We start from the raw sequence: 16222 nt of genomic DNA on the forward strand, positions 1-16222 counted from the left end.
GGCCGGCACCGCGGCCGGTGCCGCGGCCGGGGCCGAGGTCGCCGCCGCGGCCGGCTCGCGCCGCCGCAGGGTGCCGACCAGCGCCAGCGTCTCCAGCACGCAGACCGCCGCGCCGTACCAGGTCGCCGTGGTGGTCAGCCCGAAGTGCGACACGGCCAGCCCGGCCGCCACGGCGGGCAGGCTCAGCGCGAGGTACGACGAGACGTAGACCGCCGTGACCACCTCGGCCCGCCGGTCGGCCGGGGCCAGCGTGGTCAGGGTCCGCAGCGCCCCCGAGAAGGACGGGCCGAAGCCCACCCCGGCGGCCGCGCTGCCCGCGAAGAAGAGCGCCACCGACCCGGTGCGCAGCGCCACCAGGGCCAGTGCCACACCGAGCACCAGCGCCACCGGCCCGACCACCAGCGCGCGCCGCACCGACCAGTCCCGGGCCGCCACCGCGACCACCGCCGAGGTGCCCTGCAGGGCCAGGATCACCAGCCCGCCGGCCAGCAGGCTGTGCAGGTGCAGCACCGAGTGGACCAGCGAGCCGCCGAGCGACAGGTAGAGCCCGGCCAGCGCCCAGGTGGCCAGCACCGAGGGCAGCAGTGCGACGAAGGCGCCGCGCACCTGCTCCGGCACCGCCACCTCGGGCCGCAGCGAGCGCCGCCAGCCGCCGTCCGGCCGCACCGTCTCGGGCAGCACCGCGAGCAGCGGCAGCGCCGCGGCGAAGGCGGTCACCAGCAGCCAGTACACCAACCGGGTGGGCGCCGGTCCGTAGGCCACCAGCAGCCCGGTGCACAGCGCGCCCACCGCCAGCCCGCCGGCCGAGGCCACGTTGGTCACCAGCGCGCCGAGCCGGCTGCCGGCCGGCTGCAGGTCGATCAGCGCGGCGCTGAGCGCACCGGTGGCCGCTCCGGTGGCCACGCCCTGCACGATCCGGCCGGCGAACAGCCAGGCCAGGCCGCGGGCTTCGGCGAACAGCAGCATCGAGGCCAGCTCCACCAGCACCGCGGCCAGCAGCACCGGGCGCCGCCCCAGGTGGTCCGAGAGCGAACCCACGAAGAGCAGCGTGACCAGCAGGGCGAGCGCGTTGGCCGCGTACACCGCGGTCAGCACCAGCGGTGAGAAGTGCCAGGTCTGCTGGTAGATGACGTAGAGCGGCGAGGGCGCGGCGGAGGCGAACAGCAACAGCCCCAGGACGCAGCCGAGCAGCCAGAACGCCACCGCGCGCGGCAGCTGCGAGCCGATCGACACCATGCGAACTCCCCCTCGGACCACGGAAACCACCGGCCGTGCGTAGCCTGACCAACGGCTCCAGTCATCTTCGCGTCGGTGCGGCGCCGACGGAATGGGGATCCGGATTCCGGGTGACAGCCATCCGTTGTGACAGCCCGTCGGCCGGCACCGCCCGGCACGGGTGTGACGGGCGGTGCCGGGGAAGGACTCCGGTATGACCGACGACGAGCGGGCCGACCGGCCCGGGGAGTACGTCAAGTTCCGGATGCCGTGCCCCTGCTGCGACGACGGCACCCGCACCCGGGTCCGCGGCGGTGCCCGCCCGCACCTGCACCGGGACGGCCGCGCCTGCCTGCTCACCGGTACCGGCTTCGTGCTGCAGACCTGCTCGGCCTGCGACGGCCAGGGCTACCTCCCGCTGGGATCGGGGGAGTGGCACGGGCGCGGCTGACCCGCGCCGCACGGGTCGGAGATCGAGCTACAGCCGGCGCAGTCGGCCCACCGCCTCCAGCAGCACCTCGTCCCGCTTGCAGAAGGTGAACCGGACCAGCGGGCGGCCGGCCTCGACGGTGTCGTAGAACACCTGGTTGGGGATGGCCACGACGCCGCAGCGCCCGGGCAGCGAGCGGCAGAACTCGACGCCGTCCTTCTCGCCCAGCGGGGTGATGTCGGTGGTGATGAAGTAGGTGCCCTCCGGCTCGTGCACCCGGAATCCGGCCTCGGCCAGGCCGCCGGCCAGCAGGTCGCGCTTGCGGCGCAGGTCGGCGCGGAACTGCTCGAAGTAGGCGTCCGGCAGCCGCAGCGCCTCGGCGACCGCGTACTGGAACGGGCCGGCGCTGACGTAGGTCAGGTACTGCTTGGCGGTGCGCACGGCGGCGACCAGCTCGGGGGCGGCGGTCACCCAGCCGACCTTCCAGCCGGTGAAGGAGAAGGTCTTGCCGGCCGAGGAGATCGCGACGGTGCGCTCGCGCATGCCGGGCAGGGCGGCGAGCGGGTGGTGGGCGCCGGCGAAGACCAGGTGCTCGTAGACCTCGTCGGTGATCACCAGCAGGTCGTGCTCGACGGCGAGTGCGGCGATCGCGGCCAGCTCGTCGGGGTGCAGCACGGTGCCGGTGGGGTTGTGCGGGGTGTTGATCAGCAGCAGCCGGGTGCGCGGGGTGACCAGCGAGCGCAGCTCGTCCAGGTCCGGGCGGAAGGAGGGTTGACGCAGCGTCAGCGGGACCCGGGTGGCGCCGGCCATGGCGATGCAGGCGGCGTAGGAGTCGTAGAACGGCTCGAAGGCGATCACCTCGTCGCCCGGCTCCAGCAGGGCCAGCAGGGCGGCGGCGATCGCCTCGGTGGCGCCGGCGGTGACCAGCACCTCGGTGTCGGGGTCGTACGCCAGCCCGTAGAACCGCTGCTGGTGCTCGGCGACGGCGGCGCGCAGCTCGGGGATGCCGGGGCCGGGCGGGTACTGGTTGCCGCGGCCGTCGCGCAGCGCCCGCACCGCGGCCTCGCGGACCTCTTCGGGACCGTCGGTGTCCGGGAACCCCTGGCCGAGGTTGATCGAGCCGGTGGCGGTGGCCAGGGCGGACATCTCGGCGAAGATCGTCGTCCCCATGCCCGCCAGACGGCGGTTCAACAGTGGCCTCGCGCTCATCAGCGGCTCCTCACACCTGGTCGTCGGCGCCCAATCCTCGCCTCGCCGGACCACCCCGGACAAGCCCCGACACACCGTGGCCGGGCCGGGGCGCGGCCGGACGCACCGAGGCCCGGCCCGCTGGGAGGGCGGGCCGGGCCGGTCGGTGGGGTGCGCGGATCAGGCCTCGGCGTCGCCCTCGTCCTCGGCGGCGTCGCCCTCCTCGCCCTCGATGTCCTTCTGCAGGCCCAGGCGCTCGACCATCCACTGCTCGAAGCCGACCGCGGCCTGGGTCCAGTTGGCCGTGGTGGTGACGAAGTAGTCCAGGTTGACGCCGGTGCCGACGATCATCTGGCACTCGCCGATCAGCCGGACGACGCCGTCCTCGTGGGTGTGGGTGTAGACCTTCGGCCAGAGGGTCTCGCGGTTCCACTCGTCCAGCAGGTCCAGGATCTCGGGCTTCTGCTCGAGGGTGTAGGGCCGGTCGTAGAAGGAGCGGACCGCGAAGAGCTCCTTCTGGTCGCCGCGGAACATGTAGTAGACCCGGAAGCCCTCCCAGGGGGCGGTGAGGTCGCCCTCGTCGTCCACCACGTGCTTGAGCTGCATCTGGTCCAGCAACTGGGTCACCAGGGCCTGGTCCGGGACCACGATCGGCGGCGGACCGGCCGGACGGCCGCCACCGGCCGGGGGCTGGGGCGCGCCGAAGGACGGGATCGACGACGGGTCAATGCTCACGGGGAGGTCCCTTCACAGGTGCAAAATCGAGGGTGGCCGGTGGCCGCGGGGCCGCCCCCTTCCATGTCTCCATCCTGCCTCATCGCGAGCGCTGGGCACAGGCTCTCCGGCCACCGGGTGGCGGTGGCCGGAGAGTGCGCCGGAGGTCACGCGGAGCGCACGGTGAGCCGGTCGCCGACCTCGTCGCGCTCGACCACCACGGTGTCCCCGTCGTGCACCTGGCCGGACAGGATCGCCCTGGCCAGCTGGTCGCCGATCGCCGACTGGATCAGCCGGCGCAGCGGCCGCGCGCCGTAGGCCGGGTCGTAGCCGGTCAGCGAGAGCCAGTCGCGGGCGGCCGGGGTGACGTCCAGGGTGAGCCGGCGCTCGCGCAGCCGCTCGCCCAGCTTGGCCACCTGCAGGTCCACGATCCGGCTCAGCTCCGCGGAGCCGAGCGGCTCGAAGACCACGATGTCGTCCAGCCGGTTGAGGAACTCCGGCTTGAAGGAGGACCGGACCGACTCCAGCACCAGCTCCTTCTTGGCGGCCGCGGGCACCGTCGGGTCGACCAGGTACTGGCTGCCCAGGTTGGAGGTGAGGATCAGGATCGCGTTGCGGAAGTCCACCGTGCGGCCCTGGCCGTCGGTGAGCCGGCCGTCGTCCAGCACCTGCAGCAGCACGTCGAAGACCTCGGGGTGGGCCTTCTCCACCTCGTCCAGCAGCACCACGCTGTACGGGCGGCGGCGGACCGCCTCGGTGAGCTGGCCGCCCTCCTCGTAGCCGACGTAGCCGGGCGGGGCGCCGACCAGCCGGGCCACCGAGTGCTTCTCGCCGTACTCGCTCATGTCGATCCGGACCATGGCCCGCTCGTCGTCGAAGAGGAAGTCGGCCAGCGCCTTCGCCAGTTCGGTCTTGCCGACGCCGGTGGGGCCGAGGAAGAGGAAGGAGCCGGTCGGCCGGTCGGGGTCGGCGATGCCGGACCGGGTGCGCCGCACCGCGTCCGAGACCGCCTGCACGGCCTCCCGCTGGCCGATCAGCCGGCGGCCCAACTCCTCCTCCATCCGGAGCAGTTTGGCGCTCTCGCCCTCCAGCAGCCGGCCGGCCGGGATGCCGGTCCAGGAGGCCACCACATCGGCCACGTCGTCCGGGCCGACCTCCTCCTTGACCATCGACGCGCTCTGGTCCTGGTCCTGCGCCTTCTCCTGAGCCTCCGTCAACTCGTGCTCGGCGGCCGGGATCTCGGCGTACATCAGCTTGGAGGCCTGCTCGAAGTCGCCGTTGCGCTGGGCCCGCTCCAGGGCGCTCTGCAGGCCGTCCAGCCGCTCCTTGAGCTCGCCGACCCGGTTCAGGCTCTTCTTCTCCTGCTCCCAGCGGGCCGTCAGACCGCTCAACTGCTCCTGCTTGTCGGCCAGGTCGCGGCGCAGCCGGGCCAGCCGGTCGACCGAGGCCGGGTCCGACTCCTTCTCCAGCGCCAGCTCCTCCATCCGCAACCGGTCGACGGCGCGCTGGAGTTCGTCGATCTCCACCGGGGAGGAGTCGATCTCCATCCGCAGTCGGGAGGCGGCCTCGTCCACCAGGTCGATCGCCTTGTCCGGCAGGAACCGGGAGGTGATGTAGCGGTTGGACAGGGTGGCGGCGGCCACCAGCGCGGCGTCCGCGATCTGCACCTTGTGGTGCGCCTCGTAGCGGCCCTTGAGGCCGCGCAGGATGGCGATCGAGTCCTCCACGCTGGGCTCGCCGACCAGCACCTGCTGGAAGCGGCGCTCCAGTGCCGGGTCCTTCTCGATCCGCTCGCGGTACTCGTCCAGCGTGGTGGCGCCGACCATGCGCAGTTCGCCGCGGGCCAGCATCGGCTTGAGCATGTTGCCGGCGTCCATCGCCGAGTCGCCGCCGGCGCCGGCGCCGACCATGGTGTGCAGCTCGTCGATGAAGGTGACCACCTGGCCGTCGCTCTGCTTGATGTCGTTCAGCACCGCCTTGAGGCGCTCCTCGAACTCGCCGCGGAACTTGGCCCCGGCCACCATGGCGCCCAGGTCCAGGGCGACCAGCCGCTTGCCGCGCAGCGACTCGGGCACGTCGCCGGCCACGATCCGCTGGGCCAGGCCCTCGACCACGGCGGTCTTGCCGACGCCGGGCTCGCCGATCAGCACCGGGTTGTTCTTGGTGCGGCGGGAGAGCACCTGGACCACCCGGCGGATCTCCTGGTCGCGCCCGATCACCGGGTCGAGCTTGCCGTCCCGGGCGGCCTGGGTGAGGTCGGTGCCGTACTTCTCCAGTGCCTTGTAGGTGCCCTCCGGGTCCGGCGAGGTGACCTTGCCGGAGCCGCGCACCTCGGTGAACCTGTCCAGCAGCGCGGTGGGAGTGGCGCCCTGGCGGGCCAGCAGCTCGGCCACCGCGCCGCCCTCGGCGGCCAGGCCGACCAGCAGGTGCTCGGTGGAGACGTAGGCGTCGTCCAGCTTGTCGGCCCGCCGCCCGGCGTCCTCCAGCACCGCCAGGGTGTCCCGGCCCAGCTGCGGGGCGGCCACGGTGGCGCCCTGGGCGGCCGGCAGGGCGCGCTGCTGCTGGCGGGCGGCGCCGATCAGCTGGCCGACGTCCGCGCCGACCGCCTCCAGCAGCGGGCGGGCGATGCCCTCGGGCTGCTCCAGCAGCGCGAGCAGGATGTGCACCGGCCTGACGTCGGGGTTCCCCGCGCTGCCGGCCTGCCGGATCGCCACGGACAGGGCGTCCTGGGTCTTGGTGGTGAACTTGCTCGCGTCCATGGCCACGGTGGGTGCGCTCCTCCAGTTGCTGTACCGACGGTCGTCAACGGTGTCCGGGTGCCTCGATGAGAGGCAGCTAAGTTGAGTCTAGCGCGCTCAGGTTTTCTTGGTAAAGGACAACAGGTCGCGTGCCGGCCCGGCCGGGCGGCGGCCGGCCGGCCAGACCGCGCGCAGCGGTCGGCGCAGGTCCAGCGCGTGCAGCGGGACCTCGACCAGTCGGCGGGTGGCCAGTTCGTCGGCGACCGCGAGCTCGCTCAGGCAGACCGGACCGGCCCCGGCCAGCGCGGCCGCCTTGAGCGCGGTGGTGGAGGCCAGCTCCAGCAGCGGGGTGGCCCGGCCGGCCCCGGCCGCCAGCAGGGCCCGGTCCAGCACGTCGCGGGTGCCCGAGCCCGGCTCGCGCAGCACCAGCGGGGTGGCGGCCAGCTCGGCGGCGTTCACCGGCGCCCGCCGACCGGCCCAGCGGTGGCCCGGTGCGACCACCAGCACCAGCCGGTCGGTCGCCACCACGGTGCCGGCCAGCCCGCTGCGGGTGCCCGGGCCCTCCACGAACCCCAGGTCCGCCTCGCCGGCCAGCACCTGCTCGGCCACCGCGGCCGAGTTGGCCGTGCGCAGCGTGACGGCGGTGTCCGGGCGGGCCGCGCGCAGCGCCAGCAGCCAGCCCGGCATCAGGTACTCGGCCACGGTCAGCGAGGCGACCACCCGCAGCCGGGCGTCCCGGTCCTCGCGCAGCGCCGCGATCCCGGCGTCCAGCGCCTGCGCCGCCTCGATCACCTGGCGGGCCCACTCGATCACCAGCAGCCCCTGCGGGGTGGGGCGCGAGCCGCGCGGCGAGCGGACCAGCAGCGCCACGCCGAGCTGGCGCTCCATGCCCTTGATCCGGGCGCTGGCGGCCGGCTGGCTGATCCCCAGCTCGGCCGCGGCCTGCCCGACGCTGCCGTGCCGGGCGACCGCCAGCAGCAGTTCCAGCGCGCTCAACTCGGGGACCATGGGAGACAGGGCCATAGGGTCAGGTTATGTCGTCATCGAGTGCGGACGGCTACCGGCACGCGCGGACCGGGCGGAGGGTGGGGCCATGGTCACCCTCGCGCTCAGCCGCCCCGCCGTCCGACCGCCGCTCGACCTGAGCGGGCTCGGTCCGAACTGGTACGCCGCGGTGATGGGCACCGCGATCACCGCCAACGCCGCCCTGGCGCTGCCCTACCGGGTGCCGGGGCAGGAGGTCTTCGCACAGCTGGTCTGGGCGCTGTCGGTGGCGCTGCTGGCGGCCCTGGTGGCGGCCCGGCTGGTGCACCTGTCCCGGCACCGGGACGCGGCCCGGGCGCAGCTGCTGGACGAGCCCGGCACCGCGGTCTTCTACGGCTGCCCGCCGATGGCGCTGCTCGCGGTCGGCTACGGCACCCTGGCGGTCGGCGCCCGGGTGATCGGCACCGGGCCGGCCGTCGCGCTGGACGCGGCGCTGTGGACGGTCGGCACGCTCTACGCGGTGCTGGTGGCGGCCGGCATCCCGTACCTGATGGTCACCCGGCACCGGGTGGACGCGCTGCGCGCCAACCCCACCTGGCTGCTGCCGGTGGTGGCCCCGATGGTCTCCGCCGCGCTCGGCCCGGCGCTGCTGCCGCACCTGCCCGCCGGGCTGCGGCCGGCCCTGTTCTACGGCTGCTACGCGCTGTTCGGCGCCAGCCTGCTGGCCACCCTGGTGGTGCTGCCGGTGGTCTTCGCCGGCCTGGTGCACAGCAAGCTGCCCGCCGTGCTGCTCACCCCCTCGCTCTTCCTGGTGCTGGGCCCGCTCGGCCAGTCCACCACCGCGGTCAACCAGCTGGCCGACGCCGCCCGCGGCACGGCCCCCGCGCTGGCCCCGGCCGCGCTCGGCCTGGCGCTGCTCTACGGCACGGCGGCGATCGGCTTCGCGGTGCTGTGGCTGCTGGTGGCCGGCACCGCCAACCTGCGGGCGCTGGTGCGGCAGCGGATGCCGTTCGGGCTCACCTGGTGGGCCTTCACCTTCCCGCTGGGCACCTGCGTCACCGGCGCCGCGGGGCTCGCCCGGCACACCGGCTTCGCCGGGTTCGGCGTGCTGGCGGCGGCCCTCTACGTCCTGCTGCTGACCGGCTGGGCCGTGGCCGGGACCCGTACGGTGAGCGCGGTGCGGGCCGGGCGGCTGTTGCGCGCGGCGGCCTGAGGGGCGGACGGGAACGAGCGTTCGCTCACCCCCTCTCGCGTCCGTTCGGACCTGCTGGCAGGATGGCGGCGGACAGTCAAGGAGCTGACGGCGGGTCAGGGGGGAGGGCGGCGTGGCGGACGCGCTCGGCGAGCTGCTCGCCCTGGACCCGGCCGCCCGCGAGCTCTACCTCGCGGTGGTGGCCGAGGGCGGCTGGGTGAAGTCGGCCGAGGTGGACACCGCGGACGCGCCCGCGCTGGCCCGGCTGCTCGCCCTGGGCCTGGTCCGCGGCCTGCCCGGCGGCACCTTCTACTCCGCGGTCAGCCCGCGCGCCTTCCTCGGCCGGGCGGCCGGCGCGCTGCGCTCCCGGGCGGCCGACCTGCTCCGGCAGGCCGACGAGCTGCCCGGCCAGCTGGAGGAGCTGGCCCAGGCCTGGGACGCCGCGCCGCGCCGGATCGACCGCACCGGCACCGTGGAGACGGTGCACGACCGGGACAGCATCCGGCACCGGATCGCCCAGTTGGTGGCCGACACCGCCACCGAGATGCTCACCGCCCAGCCGGGCGGCGACAAGCCGGCCGACCACCTGGCCTGGGCGATGGCCCAGGACATCCCGTTCCTGCGGTCCGGCGGGGCGATGCGCACGCTCTACCAGCCGGTGGCCCGCACCGATCCGGCCACCGCCGCCTACGCCGCCGCCGTCACCCCGTACGGCGCCCGGATCCGGGTACTGGACGAGGACTTCCAGCGGATGCTGATCTTCGACCGGTCGGTGGCCGTGATCCCCGCCTCGGCCGACATGGGCAGTGCCGCCTTCGTCTCCGACCACACCGCCGTGGAGCTGCTGGTCGAGCTCTTCGAGCGGGACTGGCAGCGCGCCGAGCGGGTGGCCTGGGGCTCGGCGCACGCCGCGCCGGACCCGGGCGCGGTGGCCGACCGGATCGCCCGGCTGCTGGCCTGCGGGCTGAGCCGGCGCGGCATCGCCAACCGGCTCGGCCTGAGCGAGCGCACCGTGGCCGCGCACCTGGCCAGGCTGCGCCAGGAGTACGAGGCGGAGACGCTGTTCCAGCTGGGGTGGCTGATGCGCGGGAGCGGCGACAACACGGCCGACTGACACGGGACCTGACGGTTCGTCTGCACGATCACGCAGCTGCGGAAAACTGCAGTGGTCGGCGCCTTGTCCTGCCCGGGGCCGCTTTGCGAGCCTGACAACCGGGGATGCGGGGGACAACGGGGAGGAGCACGCGATGGCGGGGCGTTCGCACGTCATGGTGGAGAGTCAGGCCGTCTGGGGGAAGCCGGAGGCCGGTCGGTTCGTGAAGGAGGCCCTCTCGCTGGCCGAGGCCGGGGACCGGGTGATCCTCTACCTGGTGGAGGACGGGGTCTTCGCCGCCTGTTCGGACGGGATCCCGGAGCTGGCCCGGCTGGTCGAGCTGGGCTCCGAGGTGTGGGCCGACGACTGGTCGCTGACCCACCGGGCGCTGGTGGCGACCAGGGTCTCCCCGTACGTGCGGGTGACCGGGGCGCAGGCGCTGGACGGCGCGGTGCGGCGGGCCGACGGCCGGGTGGTGCTGCACTGACGCGCCCGGCCGGGCCGGCAGGTAGCGCAGACCGAACGTTCTGTCATAGCCGCAGCTCAGCCGTGTGTGGACGGACCTTCTCCGGCCTCGCGTGCACGTTCGTGCAGTTGCGGGAACGTGAAGGAGGGCGGCCCTTGTCCGCTGGTCCGCGCGCTGTGAGGCTGGGGACACGCCAAGCCGCCCGGGAAACCGCAACCCGTTGGTGGTGACTCGTTCTCCTTCGTCGCGCAGGGGCAGAGGTATCTGTGGGACGGACGGGGGAACGCCGGGCGGAGGACCATATGTGGTGATGGTTCCCGCTCCGGTACCAGCGAGGCGTTGCTGCTCCGCCTCGCTGGAAGCACCTCGGATTTGGCGTGGTGAAGTGGATCCGCCCGGAGCACAGGAGACTGTGGGTCCCTGGCTCCGGGCCGGATCCGCGCACGTGGACGCGAACGCCCGGGGCGGCCCGCTCGGGGGGCGGGCGGCCTCCGGGGCCCTGTGCGGAACTGCGGCGCACCGGATGAGATGATGCGCCCGAGGCGGTCGTTCGACCGCTGCCGGTCCAGCGCGCAGGGGGGACGGGGTGCCCGACACCACCGCCGATCCGCCGCTGCCGTCCGCCGCGGACCCCGCTCCCGAACTGACCGGGGCCGAGCGCGCCTGCTACCTCGCCGTGCTGCGGGCCGGCGGCCGGCTGACCGACCGGGAGACCACCGCGGTCGACCGCCCGGTGCTGGACCGCCTGGTCGCGCTCGGCCTGCTGATCCGCCAACCGCACGCCGCCGCCTGGATCGCGGTCAGCCCGCGGGCCCTGACGGTCCGGCTCGGCGCCGAGATGCGGGCCCGCGCGGTGCAGCTGCTGGTCGACTCGGAGGGCGTGGACCAGCGGTACGGCGACCTGATCCGGGCCTACGAGCGGTCCGCGGCCGCGCCGCCGACCGGCCGCCCGGTGGCGGAGTACGTGCGGGGCCTGCCCAACATCCAGCAGCGGATCTTCCAGCTGGTCTCCGAGTGCCGGCACGAGCTGATCACCGTGCAGCCCGGGCACCGGCCGCCCGAACTGCTCGACACCGCGCTCCAGCAGGACCTGCCCTTCCTGCAGCGCGGCGGCCGGATGCGCACCATCTACCAGCCCTGCGCGCTGTCCGCCCCCGCCACCGTCTGCTACGCGGCGGAGGTGACCAAGCACGGCGGCAGCGTGCGGATCCTGGACGAGCCGTTCCCGCGCACCTTCATCCTGGACCGCTCGCTCGCGGTGATCCCCGCGGTGGAGGACGCCAGCACCGCCGTCTTCGTCGAGGACCCGGCCGTGGTGGCCCACCTGCTGCGGGTCTTCGAGCGGGACTGGACCCGGGCCGAGACGGTGCGCTGGGCCGAGGTCAAGATCGCCGAACGCTCCGCCCCGGTGGCCGGCCGGGTCGGCGCACTGCTCGCGCAGGGGCTCACCCAGCAGGGGGTGGCCCGCCGGCTCGGGCTGAGCGAGCGGACCGTGGCCGGCCACATCGCCCGGCTGCGCAACCGGCACGGGGCCCGCACGCTGTTCCAGCTCGGCTGGCTGATGCGCGGGGCGCCCGAGGAACCCCCGGACGGCGCGGCGGGGTTGGACGGGGCAGGCACGCACCACGAGACGGGGGAGAGCGAGCGATGACCGAGAGCAGCAGTGCCGGGCCGCCACCACAGCTGCCCGCCGGCCCGCCGGCCGGCCCGCTGCCGCTGCCGGGCGAGCCGGCCCGGGAGTTCTACCTGGGCGTGCTGGGCGAGGGCGGCCGGTTGCGGATGGCCGAGGTGGCCGTCGAGCAGCGGCCGCTGGTCGCCGAACTGCTGGAGCGCGGTCTGCTGCTCGCCGAGCCCGCCGAGGGCGTCTTCGTCGCCGTCAACCCCCGGGTGGTGGGCGGGCGGCTCAGCGAGGAGCTCCGCTCGGCCGGCACCCGGCTGCTGGTCCAGGCCCAGGAGATGCCCGCCCTGCTGGAGGACCTCAGCCGCGCCTACGACCTGACGGCCCGCACGGTGGACCGCTCCGGCGAGGTGCTGCACCTGCACGACGCGGAGCAGATCAACGCCCGGCTCGACGCCCTGTTCGCCGAGGCCACCGACGAGATCCTGACCGCCCAGCCGGGCAGCGCGCTGCCCACCCCGGTGCTGGCCCAGTCGGCCCGCCGCACCCGGCCGTTCCTGGAGCGGGGCGGGGCCGGCCGCTGCCTGTTCGAACCCGCCGCCCGGTCCGACGGCCCGACCACCGCCTACGTGCTGGAGGCCACCGAGCTGGGTGCCCGGTTCCGGGTGCTGGGCGAGTCCTTCAAGCGGATGACCATCTTCGACCGGCACACCGCGATGATCCCCACCGTGGTCGACTACACCGGCATGGCGATGGTGGACGACCCCGCGGTGGTGGCCTTCCTGGTCGGCATGTTCGAGCGCGACTGGCAGCGGGCCGAGCCGGTGCCCTGGTCCACCACCACCCCCGACCCCGCCGCGCTGCCGGTCCACATCCAGGTCGGCCGGATGCTCTCCCAGGGCCTGACCCAGCGCATCATCGCCACCCGACTGGGCGTCAGCGAACGCACCGTGGCCGGCCACATCTCCCGCCTGCGCGAGCAGTACGACGCCCAGACCCTCTTCCAGCTGGGCTGGCTGATGCGCGCGGCAGCGGGTGAACGGCGGTCGGGGTGAACGGCGCACCGGGACCGGACGAGGCAGCCCGGGAGCTGTACCTGCGGCTGCTGGCGGCGGGCGGGGTGTTCCGGGCCCCGGAGCTCCCGGCGGCCGACCAGCCGGCCCTGCGGCAGTTGGCCGAGGCCGGGCTGGTGCTGGAGATCTGGGACGGCCGGTGGCTGGTGATCGACCCGCGCGACGCCTGGACCCGGCTGCGCCGCGGGCTGCGCAGCCGCGCGGCCGAGCTGATGAGCCGGGCGGACGCCGTGGCCGGCACGCTGGCCGACCTGGCACTCGCCTACGACCGGACTCCGCCGGCCTCGCCCGACCGGGCCGGGATCTCCCGGCTGGACGAGCCGGCCGCGATCGAGCAGCGGATCAGGCGGCTGGTGGTCGGGAGCCGGACCGAGGTGCTGAGCATGCAGCCCGGTGGCGCCCGGCCGCCGGGCTCGCTGCGGGTGGCCCTGGTCGACGCGGCCGACCTGCGCGGTCGCGGCGTCGCGATCCGCACCCTCTACCAGCCCGGTGCCCGCACCGACCCGGCGACCGCGGACTACGCGGCGCGGGCCACCGCGCTGGGCGGCCGGATCCGGGTCCTGGACGAGGACTTCCGCCGGATGCTGGTGTTCGACCGCAGCGTCGCGGTGCTCGCCGGCGATCCCGCCGACCGGAGCGCCGCCGTCATCGAGGACCCGGCCGTGGTCGGGATGGTGGTCGCGATGTTCGAGCGGGACTGGGAGCGTGCCGAGCGGGTCCGCTGGGAGTCGCCGGTGGCAGCGGGCGACGCGCCGCTGATCGCCATGCTCGCCCAGGGTCTGACCCAGCGTGCCATCGGCAGCCGGCTCGGCCTGAGCGAGCGGACCGTGGCGGCCCGGATCGCCGAGCTCCGTGAGCGGTACGAGGCGCGGACGCTCTTCCAGTTGGGGTGGCAGGCCCGGGCCGGTGCGCTGCCGCCCGAGTGAGGCGGGTCAGCCGGTGGCCGCGCCCGAGTTGGGCCAGCTGCCGTACGGGTCCACGTGCGAGGAGAGCGGGCTGAACTCGCCGGGGGCGGTCCAGAAGCCCTCGCGGAGCGACAGCGCCATGCCGGCCCAGTCCAGCGCGGTCTCCACGATGTGGCGCAGGCTCTCCTGCGACCAGGTGTCGTCGAAGACCAGCGGCAGCACCGGGGCGACCTGCTCGATGGTGGCGATCAGCGGGTTGTGGGTGATCGCCTCGTCCACCAGCAGCACGATCGGCTTGCGCAGCGCCGAGCCCCAGCCGAGCTCCAGCGAGACGCCGGCCGACAGCGGCGAGCCGACGTAGGCGAAGACCAGGTCGGCGGTCTGCATGGCGCGGAAGTCCGACGGCACCCGCGGCTCGGGCGCGCGGCCCTCGACGGTCCAGGCGTCGCTGTGGTGCGCGCTGAAGACGGCGGCACCACTGCGCAGCAGCGAACTGCGCAGCGCGGTCAGCCGGGTGCGGCTGGCCAGGGTGACGACACTGTCGGCCGGCCCGGTCAGCCGCATCAGGGGGGCGGCGAGGAAGACACGGGCCCGGCGCCCTTCGGGGGCCTGGACTGCGTGCTGGCGCATGTAGGGCTCAGTCATGGCGAATGGCTCCGGGGGAAGTTGACGGTCCTGCGGAGTGTGGTCTACGCAGGCGCTGCAGGAACTGCCTGGCGAACGAAGGTGAAACACCCGGATGGTCGGCGGTTCCTCGGGGCGTTCCGCGGTCGCGTCTCGTGAATGCCTGGCCACCAGGGGGTGATGCCTATTGATCGTCTCCGCTGGGCCCGGGCCGCGTCCACAGCGCCGGTATGTCATCTCGCCGTCTGGCGATTGGATGACATGGTTGGCAGACAGTGGACAGTCAAGGACTCGCCGTCGACGGCCTGTCATCTTTCTGCCAGGCAGCGGAATGCCACGCGTCCGGCCATGAGCAAGCTTGCCTCGACTGAAGGCAGTGGCTTTGATAAGCCTTTGCCCGTTCCTATGAAATGACCGGAGCGGACTGTACTAGACGTTGTTTATATCAGGAACATGACAAGGAGGCCCAGCATGCGTCGTGAATCCCGAGCAGTCACCCGTGCGCTCGCGTGTGCCGCTCTGGCTTCCATTGGGCTGGCCGCACTCGTGAGCACCTCCGCCGCGTCGCCGGTCGCCCTGTCGCGGAGCGGATCCGGTGCCGTTTCCCCGGCGGTCGTTGCCCGGCCGGCAGCGCCCGCGCGGGTCGTGCCGGCCGACCTGATCTGGGGCAGGCTCTCGGCCGCCCGGCCCGATGCGGTGCCGGCCGACCTGATTTGGGGCAAGCTCGCCGTCAACCGGGCGGACGCCGTCCCGGCCGACCTGATCTGGGGGCTCTCGGCCAACCGGGCGGACGCCGTGCCGGCCGACCTGATCTGGGGGCCGACCCGGGCGGCTGCGACGCCGGTGGACCTGATCTGGGGTGCTTCCCGTTCCGCTGACAGCGAGAGTGCTGACGCCCTGTCGGTCTGACCCGGGATCCGCGGCCGGCTCAACCCTCGGGGTCGGAGCCGGGCTCCTCGTCCTCGAAGTGGAGGTCGGGGGAGTTCAGCGCCATGCGCCAGCCGAGCTGGAACAGGGTCTCGGAGTTGTACTCCTCGCGGAAGTCGGCGATGTGCCGGGCCAGGGTGCGTTCACTGATGCCCAGGTTGCGGGCGATGACTCTGTGACCGATGCCCTGGGACATCATCCTGAGGATGTTGGTCCGCATCCGCGAAATGACCTCGGGCGGAACCTCGGTGGCGCCCAGGAACGGGCTGGAGCGTTCCCAGAGCCGCTCGAACGAGTCGAGCAGGTAGGCGATCATCGCCTCGTCGCTGATGAAGGCCGCGGTCTCGGTGTCCCCCTTGACCGGGATCACCGCGACCCGGCGGTCGATGATGAACAGCCGGGTGAACGGCTCCTCAAGGGTGCGCACCTCGCCGCCGGCCTCGGTGATCTGCTCCACGTACTGGCGGGTGGGCGCCGAGTACCGGGCGCTGGGGTGGTAGACGATCCGCCGGGCCACGCCGCGCTGCAGCAGCGACCGGTCCATGGCCACGGCCGGGCCGAGCAGGTTCTGCCGCCGGCTGCCGCCCGGCTGGGCGCTGAGCGCCTCGAACTGGGCGCTGTCCACCAGCATGCCGACGCGCTCGTTGATCTCGATCAGTCCGTGGATGTGCTCCACCGCCCCGCCCGGGCGGACGTCGCGCTGCACGGCCTGGTAGGCCTGGGCGAGCTCCTGGACGGCCGCCGGCAGGGCGACCGCCTGGGAGAGCAGGGAGAGCGCCTGCTTCTGCCAACTCGAACTGAGACGGGTGGCGAGCCGATTCGGATCGATGACCGTGACGGTCTCCGGCTTTTCTTGGCCGATCACCAATAGACCCAGCTCAGCCAGCTCATTTTTTGCGGCGTCGAGCAATGGGTCGTCAATCTCCATGGTGCCGCCGGCTGCCACGACTCGCAGATACAGCGACTTCGCCTCGGCGGAGAAGAACTCGGAGTCCCCCAGCTCGGACTTGCCCCAGTCGCGCGGGCTCATACCAGGGTCCCCCCTTCCGGGCCTT

The 16222-nt window shown here is 73.8% G+C and carries 15 protein-coding genes; 8 read left to right on the top strand and 7 right to left on the bottom strand.

Going from position 1 to position 16222, the window contains the following annotated elements; all coding sequences use genetic code 11:
• Positions 1 to 1236 (bottom strand): MFS transporter (locus ACFW1A_RS02375; RefSeq protein ID WP_380402711.1); only part of this gene is annotated, 1236 nt, incomplete at its 3' end.
• Positions 1237 to 1429: 193 nt separating this feature from the next.
• On the opposite strand from ACFW1A_RS02375, the gene ACFW1A_RS02380 reads away from it, so the two are divergent.
• Positions 1430 to 1666, top strand: a complete 237-nt coding sequence (locus ACFW1A_RS02380; RefSeq protein ID WP_380402714.1) for a hypothetical protein — start codon at positions 1430 to 1432, stop codon at positions 1664 to 1666.
• A gap of 27 nt (positions 1667 to 1693) precedes the next feature.
• On the opposite strand, the gene ACFW1A_RS02385 is transcribed toward ACFW1A_RS02380, so the two are convergent.
• From ACFW1A_RS02385 to ACFW1A_RS02400, 4 genes are all read right to left on the bottom strand, one after another.
• On the bottom strand, positions 1694 to 2854 hold the full coding sequence (locus ACFW1A_RS02385) for a pyridoxal phosphate-dependent aminotransferase (protein ID WP_380402717.1): 1161 nt from the start codon (positions 2852 to 2854) through the stop codon (positions 1694 to 1696).
• A 159-nt stretch (positions 2855 to 3013) separates the two neighbouring features.
• Positions 3014 to 3568, bottom strand: coding sequence for a YbjN domain-containing protein (locus ACFW1A_RS02390; protein ID WP_380402720.1), 555 nt, complete (start codon positions 3566 to 3568; stop codon positions 3014 to 3016).
• 146 nt (positions 3569 to 3714) lie between these two features.
• Complete coding sequence (gene clpB / locus ACFW1A_RS02395) at positions 3715 to 6306, bottom strand: ATP-dependent chaperone ClpB (protein ID WP_380402898.1); 2592 nt, start codon at positions 6304 to 6306, stop codon at positions 3715 to 3717.
• 96 nt (positions 6307 to 6402) lie between these two features.
• Positions 6403 to 7308: a LysR family transcriptional regulator gene (locus tag ACFW1A_RS02400; RefSeq protein ID WP_380402723.1), complete on the bottom strand. Its 906-nt coding sequence runs from the start codon at positions 7306 to 7308 to the stop codon at positions 6403 to 6405.
• Between the two features lie 70 nt (positions 7309 to 7378).
• Between ACFW1A_RS02400 and ACFW1A_RS02405 the strand changes: the two genes are divergently transcribed.
• The 6 genes from ACFW1A_RS02405 to ACFW1A_RS02430 all read left to right on the top strand — a co-directional run bounded on the left by ACFW1A_RS02405 (position 7379) and on the right by ACFW1A_RS02430 (position 13637).
• Complete coding sequence (locus tag ACFW1A_RS02405; RefSeq protein ID WP_380402726.1) at positions 7379 to 8482, top strand: C4-dicarboxylate ABC transporter; 1104 nt, start codon at positions 7379 to 7381, stop codon at positions 8480 to 8482.
• A gap of 112 nt (positions 8483 to 8594) precedes the next feature.
• A complete protein-coding gene (locus ACFW1A_RS02410; protein ID WP_380402729.1) occupies positions 8595 to 9575 on the top strand; it encodes a LuxR C-terminal-related transcriptional regulator in 981 nt (326 codons plus the stop codon).
• Positions 9576 to 9708: 133 nt separating this feature from the next.
• A complete protein-coding gene (locus tag ACFW1A_RS02415; protein WP_380402734.1) occupies positions 9709 to 10041 on the top strand; it encodes a hypothetical protein in 333 nt (110 codons plus the stop codon).
• 565 nt (positions 10042 to 10606) lie between these two features.
• A complete protein-coding gene (locus tag ACFW1A_RS02420) occupies positions 10607 to 11671 on the top strand; it encodes a LuxR C-terminal-related transcriptional regulator (protein WP_380402739.1) in 1065 nt (354 codons plus the stop codon).
• The gene (locus tag ACFW1A_RS02425; protein WP_380402742.1) at positions 11668 to 12693 is read left to right on the top strand and encodes a LuxR C-terminal-related transcriptional regulator; all 1026 of its coding nucleotides are present in this window, start codon (positions 11668 to 11670) and stop codon (positions 12691 to 12693) included. The genes ACFW1A_RS02420 and ACFW1A_RS02425 overlap by 4 nt, the downstream gene beginning before the upstream one ends.
• The gene (locus ACFW1A_RS02430) at positions 12690 to 13637 is read left to right on the top strand and encodes a LuxR family transcriptional regulator (RefSeq protein WP_380402745.1); all 948 of its coding nucleotides are present in this window, start codon (positions 12690 to 12692) and stop codon (positions 13635 to 13637) included. The genes ACFW1A_RS02425 and ACFW1A_RS02430 overlap by 4 nt, the downstream gene beginning before the upstream one ends.
• Positions 13638 to 13643: 6 nt before the next feature.
• On the opposite strand, the gene ACFW1A_RS02435 is transcribed toward ACFW1A_RS02430, so the two are convergent.
• Positions 13644 to 14261, bottom strand: a complete 618-nt coding sequence (locus ACFW1A_RS02435) for a hypothetical protein (RefSeq protein ID WP_380402748.1) — start codon at positions 14259 to 14261, stop codon at positions 13644 to 13646.
• Positions 14262 to 14711: 450 nt separating this feature from the next.
• On the opposite strand from ACFW1A_RS02435, the gene ACFW1A_RS02440 reads away from it, so the two are divergent.
• A complete protein-coding gene (locus ACFW1A_RS02440) occupies positions 14712 to 15149 on the top strand; it encodes a hypothetical protein (protein ID WP_380402750.1) in 438 nt (145 codons plus the stop codon).
• 19 nt (positions 15150 to 15168) lie between these two features.
• On the opposite strand, the gene ACFW1A_RS02445 is transcribed toward ACFW1A_RS02440, so the two are convergent.
• Positions 15169 to 16197, bottom strand: coding sequence for a hypothetical protein (locus ACFW1A_RS02445; protein WP_380402753.1), 1029 nt, complete (start codon positions 16195 to 16197; stop codon positions 15169 to 15171).
• Positions 16198 to 16222 lie beyond the last annotated feature (25 nt).

Source organism: Kitasatospora sp. NPDC058965 (assembly GCF_042741245.1).
GTDB lineage: Bacteria > Actinomycetota > Actinomycetes > Streptomycetales > Streptomycetaceae > Kitasatospora.

What these genes read in the sequence shown, in the direction of transcription:
- ACFW1A_RS02380 (WP_380402714.1), top strand. Translation starts at nt 1,430, where the DNA reads ATGACCGACGACGAGCGGGCCGACCGGCCCGGGGAGTACGTCAAGTTC.
- ACFW1A_RS02385 (WP_380402717.1), bottom strand. Translation starts at nt 2,854, where the DNA reads ATGAGCGCGAGGCCACTGTTGAACCGCCGTCTGGCGGGCATGGGGACG.
- clpB (WP_380402898.1), bottom strand. Translation starts at nt 6,306, where the DNA reads ATGGACGCGAGCAAGTTCACCACCAAGACCCAGGACGCCCTGTCCGTG.
- ACFW1A_RS02400 (WP_380402723.1), bottom strand. Translation starts at nt 7,308, where the DNA reads ATGGCCCTGTCTCCCATGGTCCCCGAGTTGAGCGCGCTGGAACTGCTG.
- ACFW1A_RS02405 (WP_380402726.1), top strand. Translation starts at nt 7,379, where the DNA reads ATGGTCACCCTCGCGCTCAGCCGCCCCGCCGTCCGACCGCCGCTCGAC.
- ACFW1A_RS02415 (WP_380402734.1), top strand. Translation starts at nt 9,709, where the DNA reads ATGGCGGGGCGTTCGCACGTCATGGTGGAGAGTCAGGCCGTCTGGGGG.
- ACFW1A_RS02425 (WP_380402742.1), top strand. Translation starts at nt 11,668, where the DNA reads ATGACCGAGAGCAGCAGTGCCGGGCCGCCACCACAGCTGCCCGCCGGC.
- ACFW1A_RS02435 (WP_380402748.1), bottom strand. Translation starts at nt 14,261, where the DNA reads ATGACTGAGCCCTACATGCGCCAGCACGCAGTCCAGGCCCCCGAAGGG.
- ACFW1A_RS02440 (WP_380402750.1), top strand. Translation starts at nt 14,712, where the DNA reads ATGCGTCGTGAATCCCGAGCAGTCACCCGTGCGCTCGCGTGTGCCGCT.
- ACFW1A_RS02445 (WP_380402753.1), bottom strand. Translation starts at nt 16,197, where the DNA reads ATGAGCCCGCGCGACTGGGGCAAGTCCGAGCTGGGGGACTCCGAGTTC.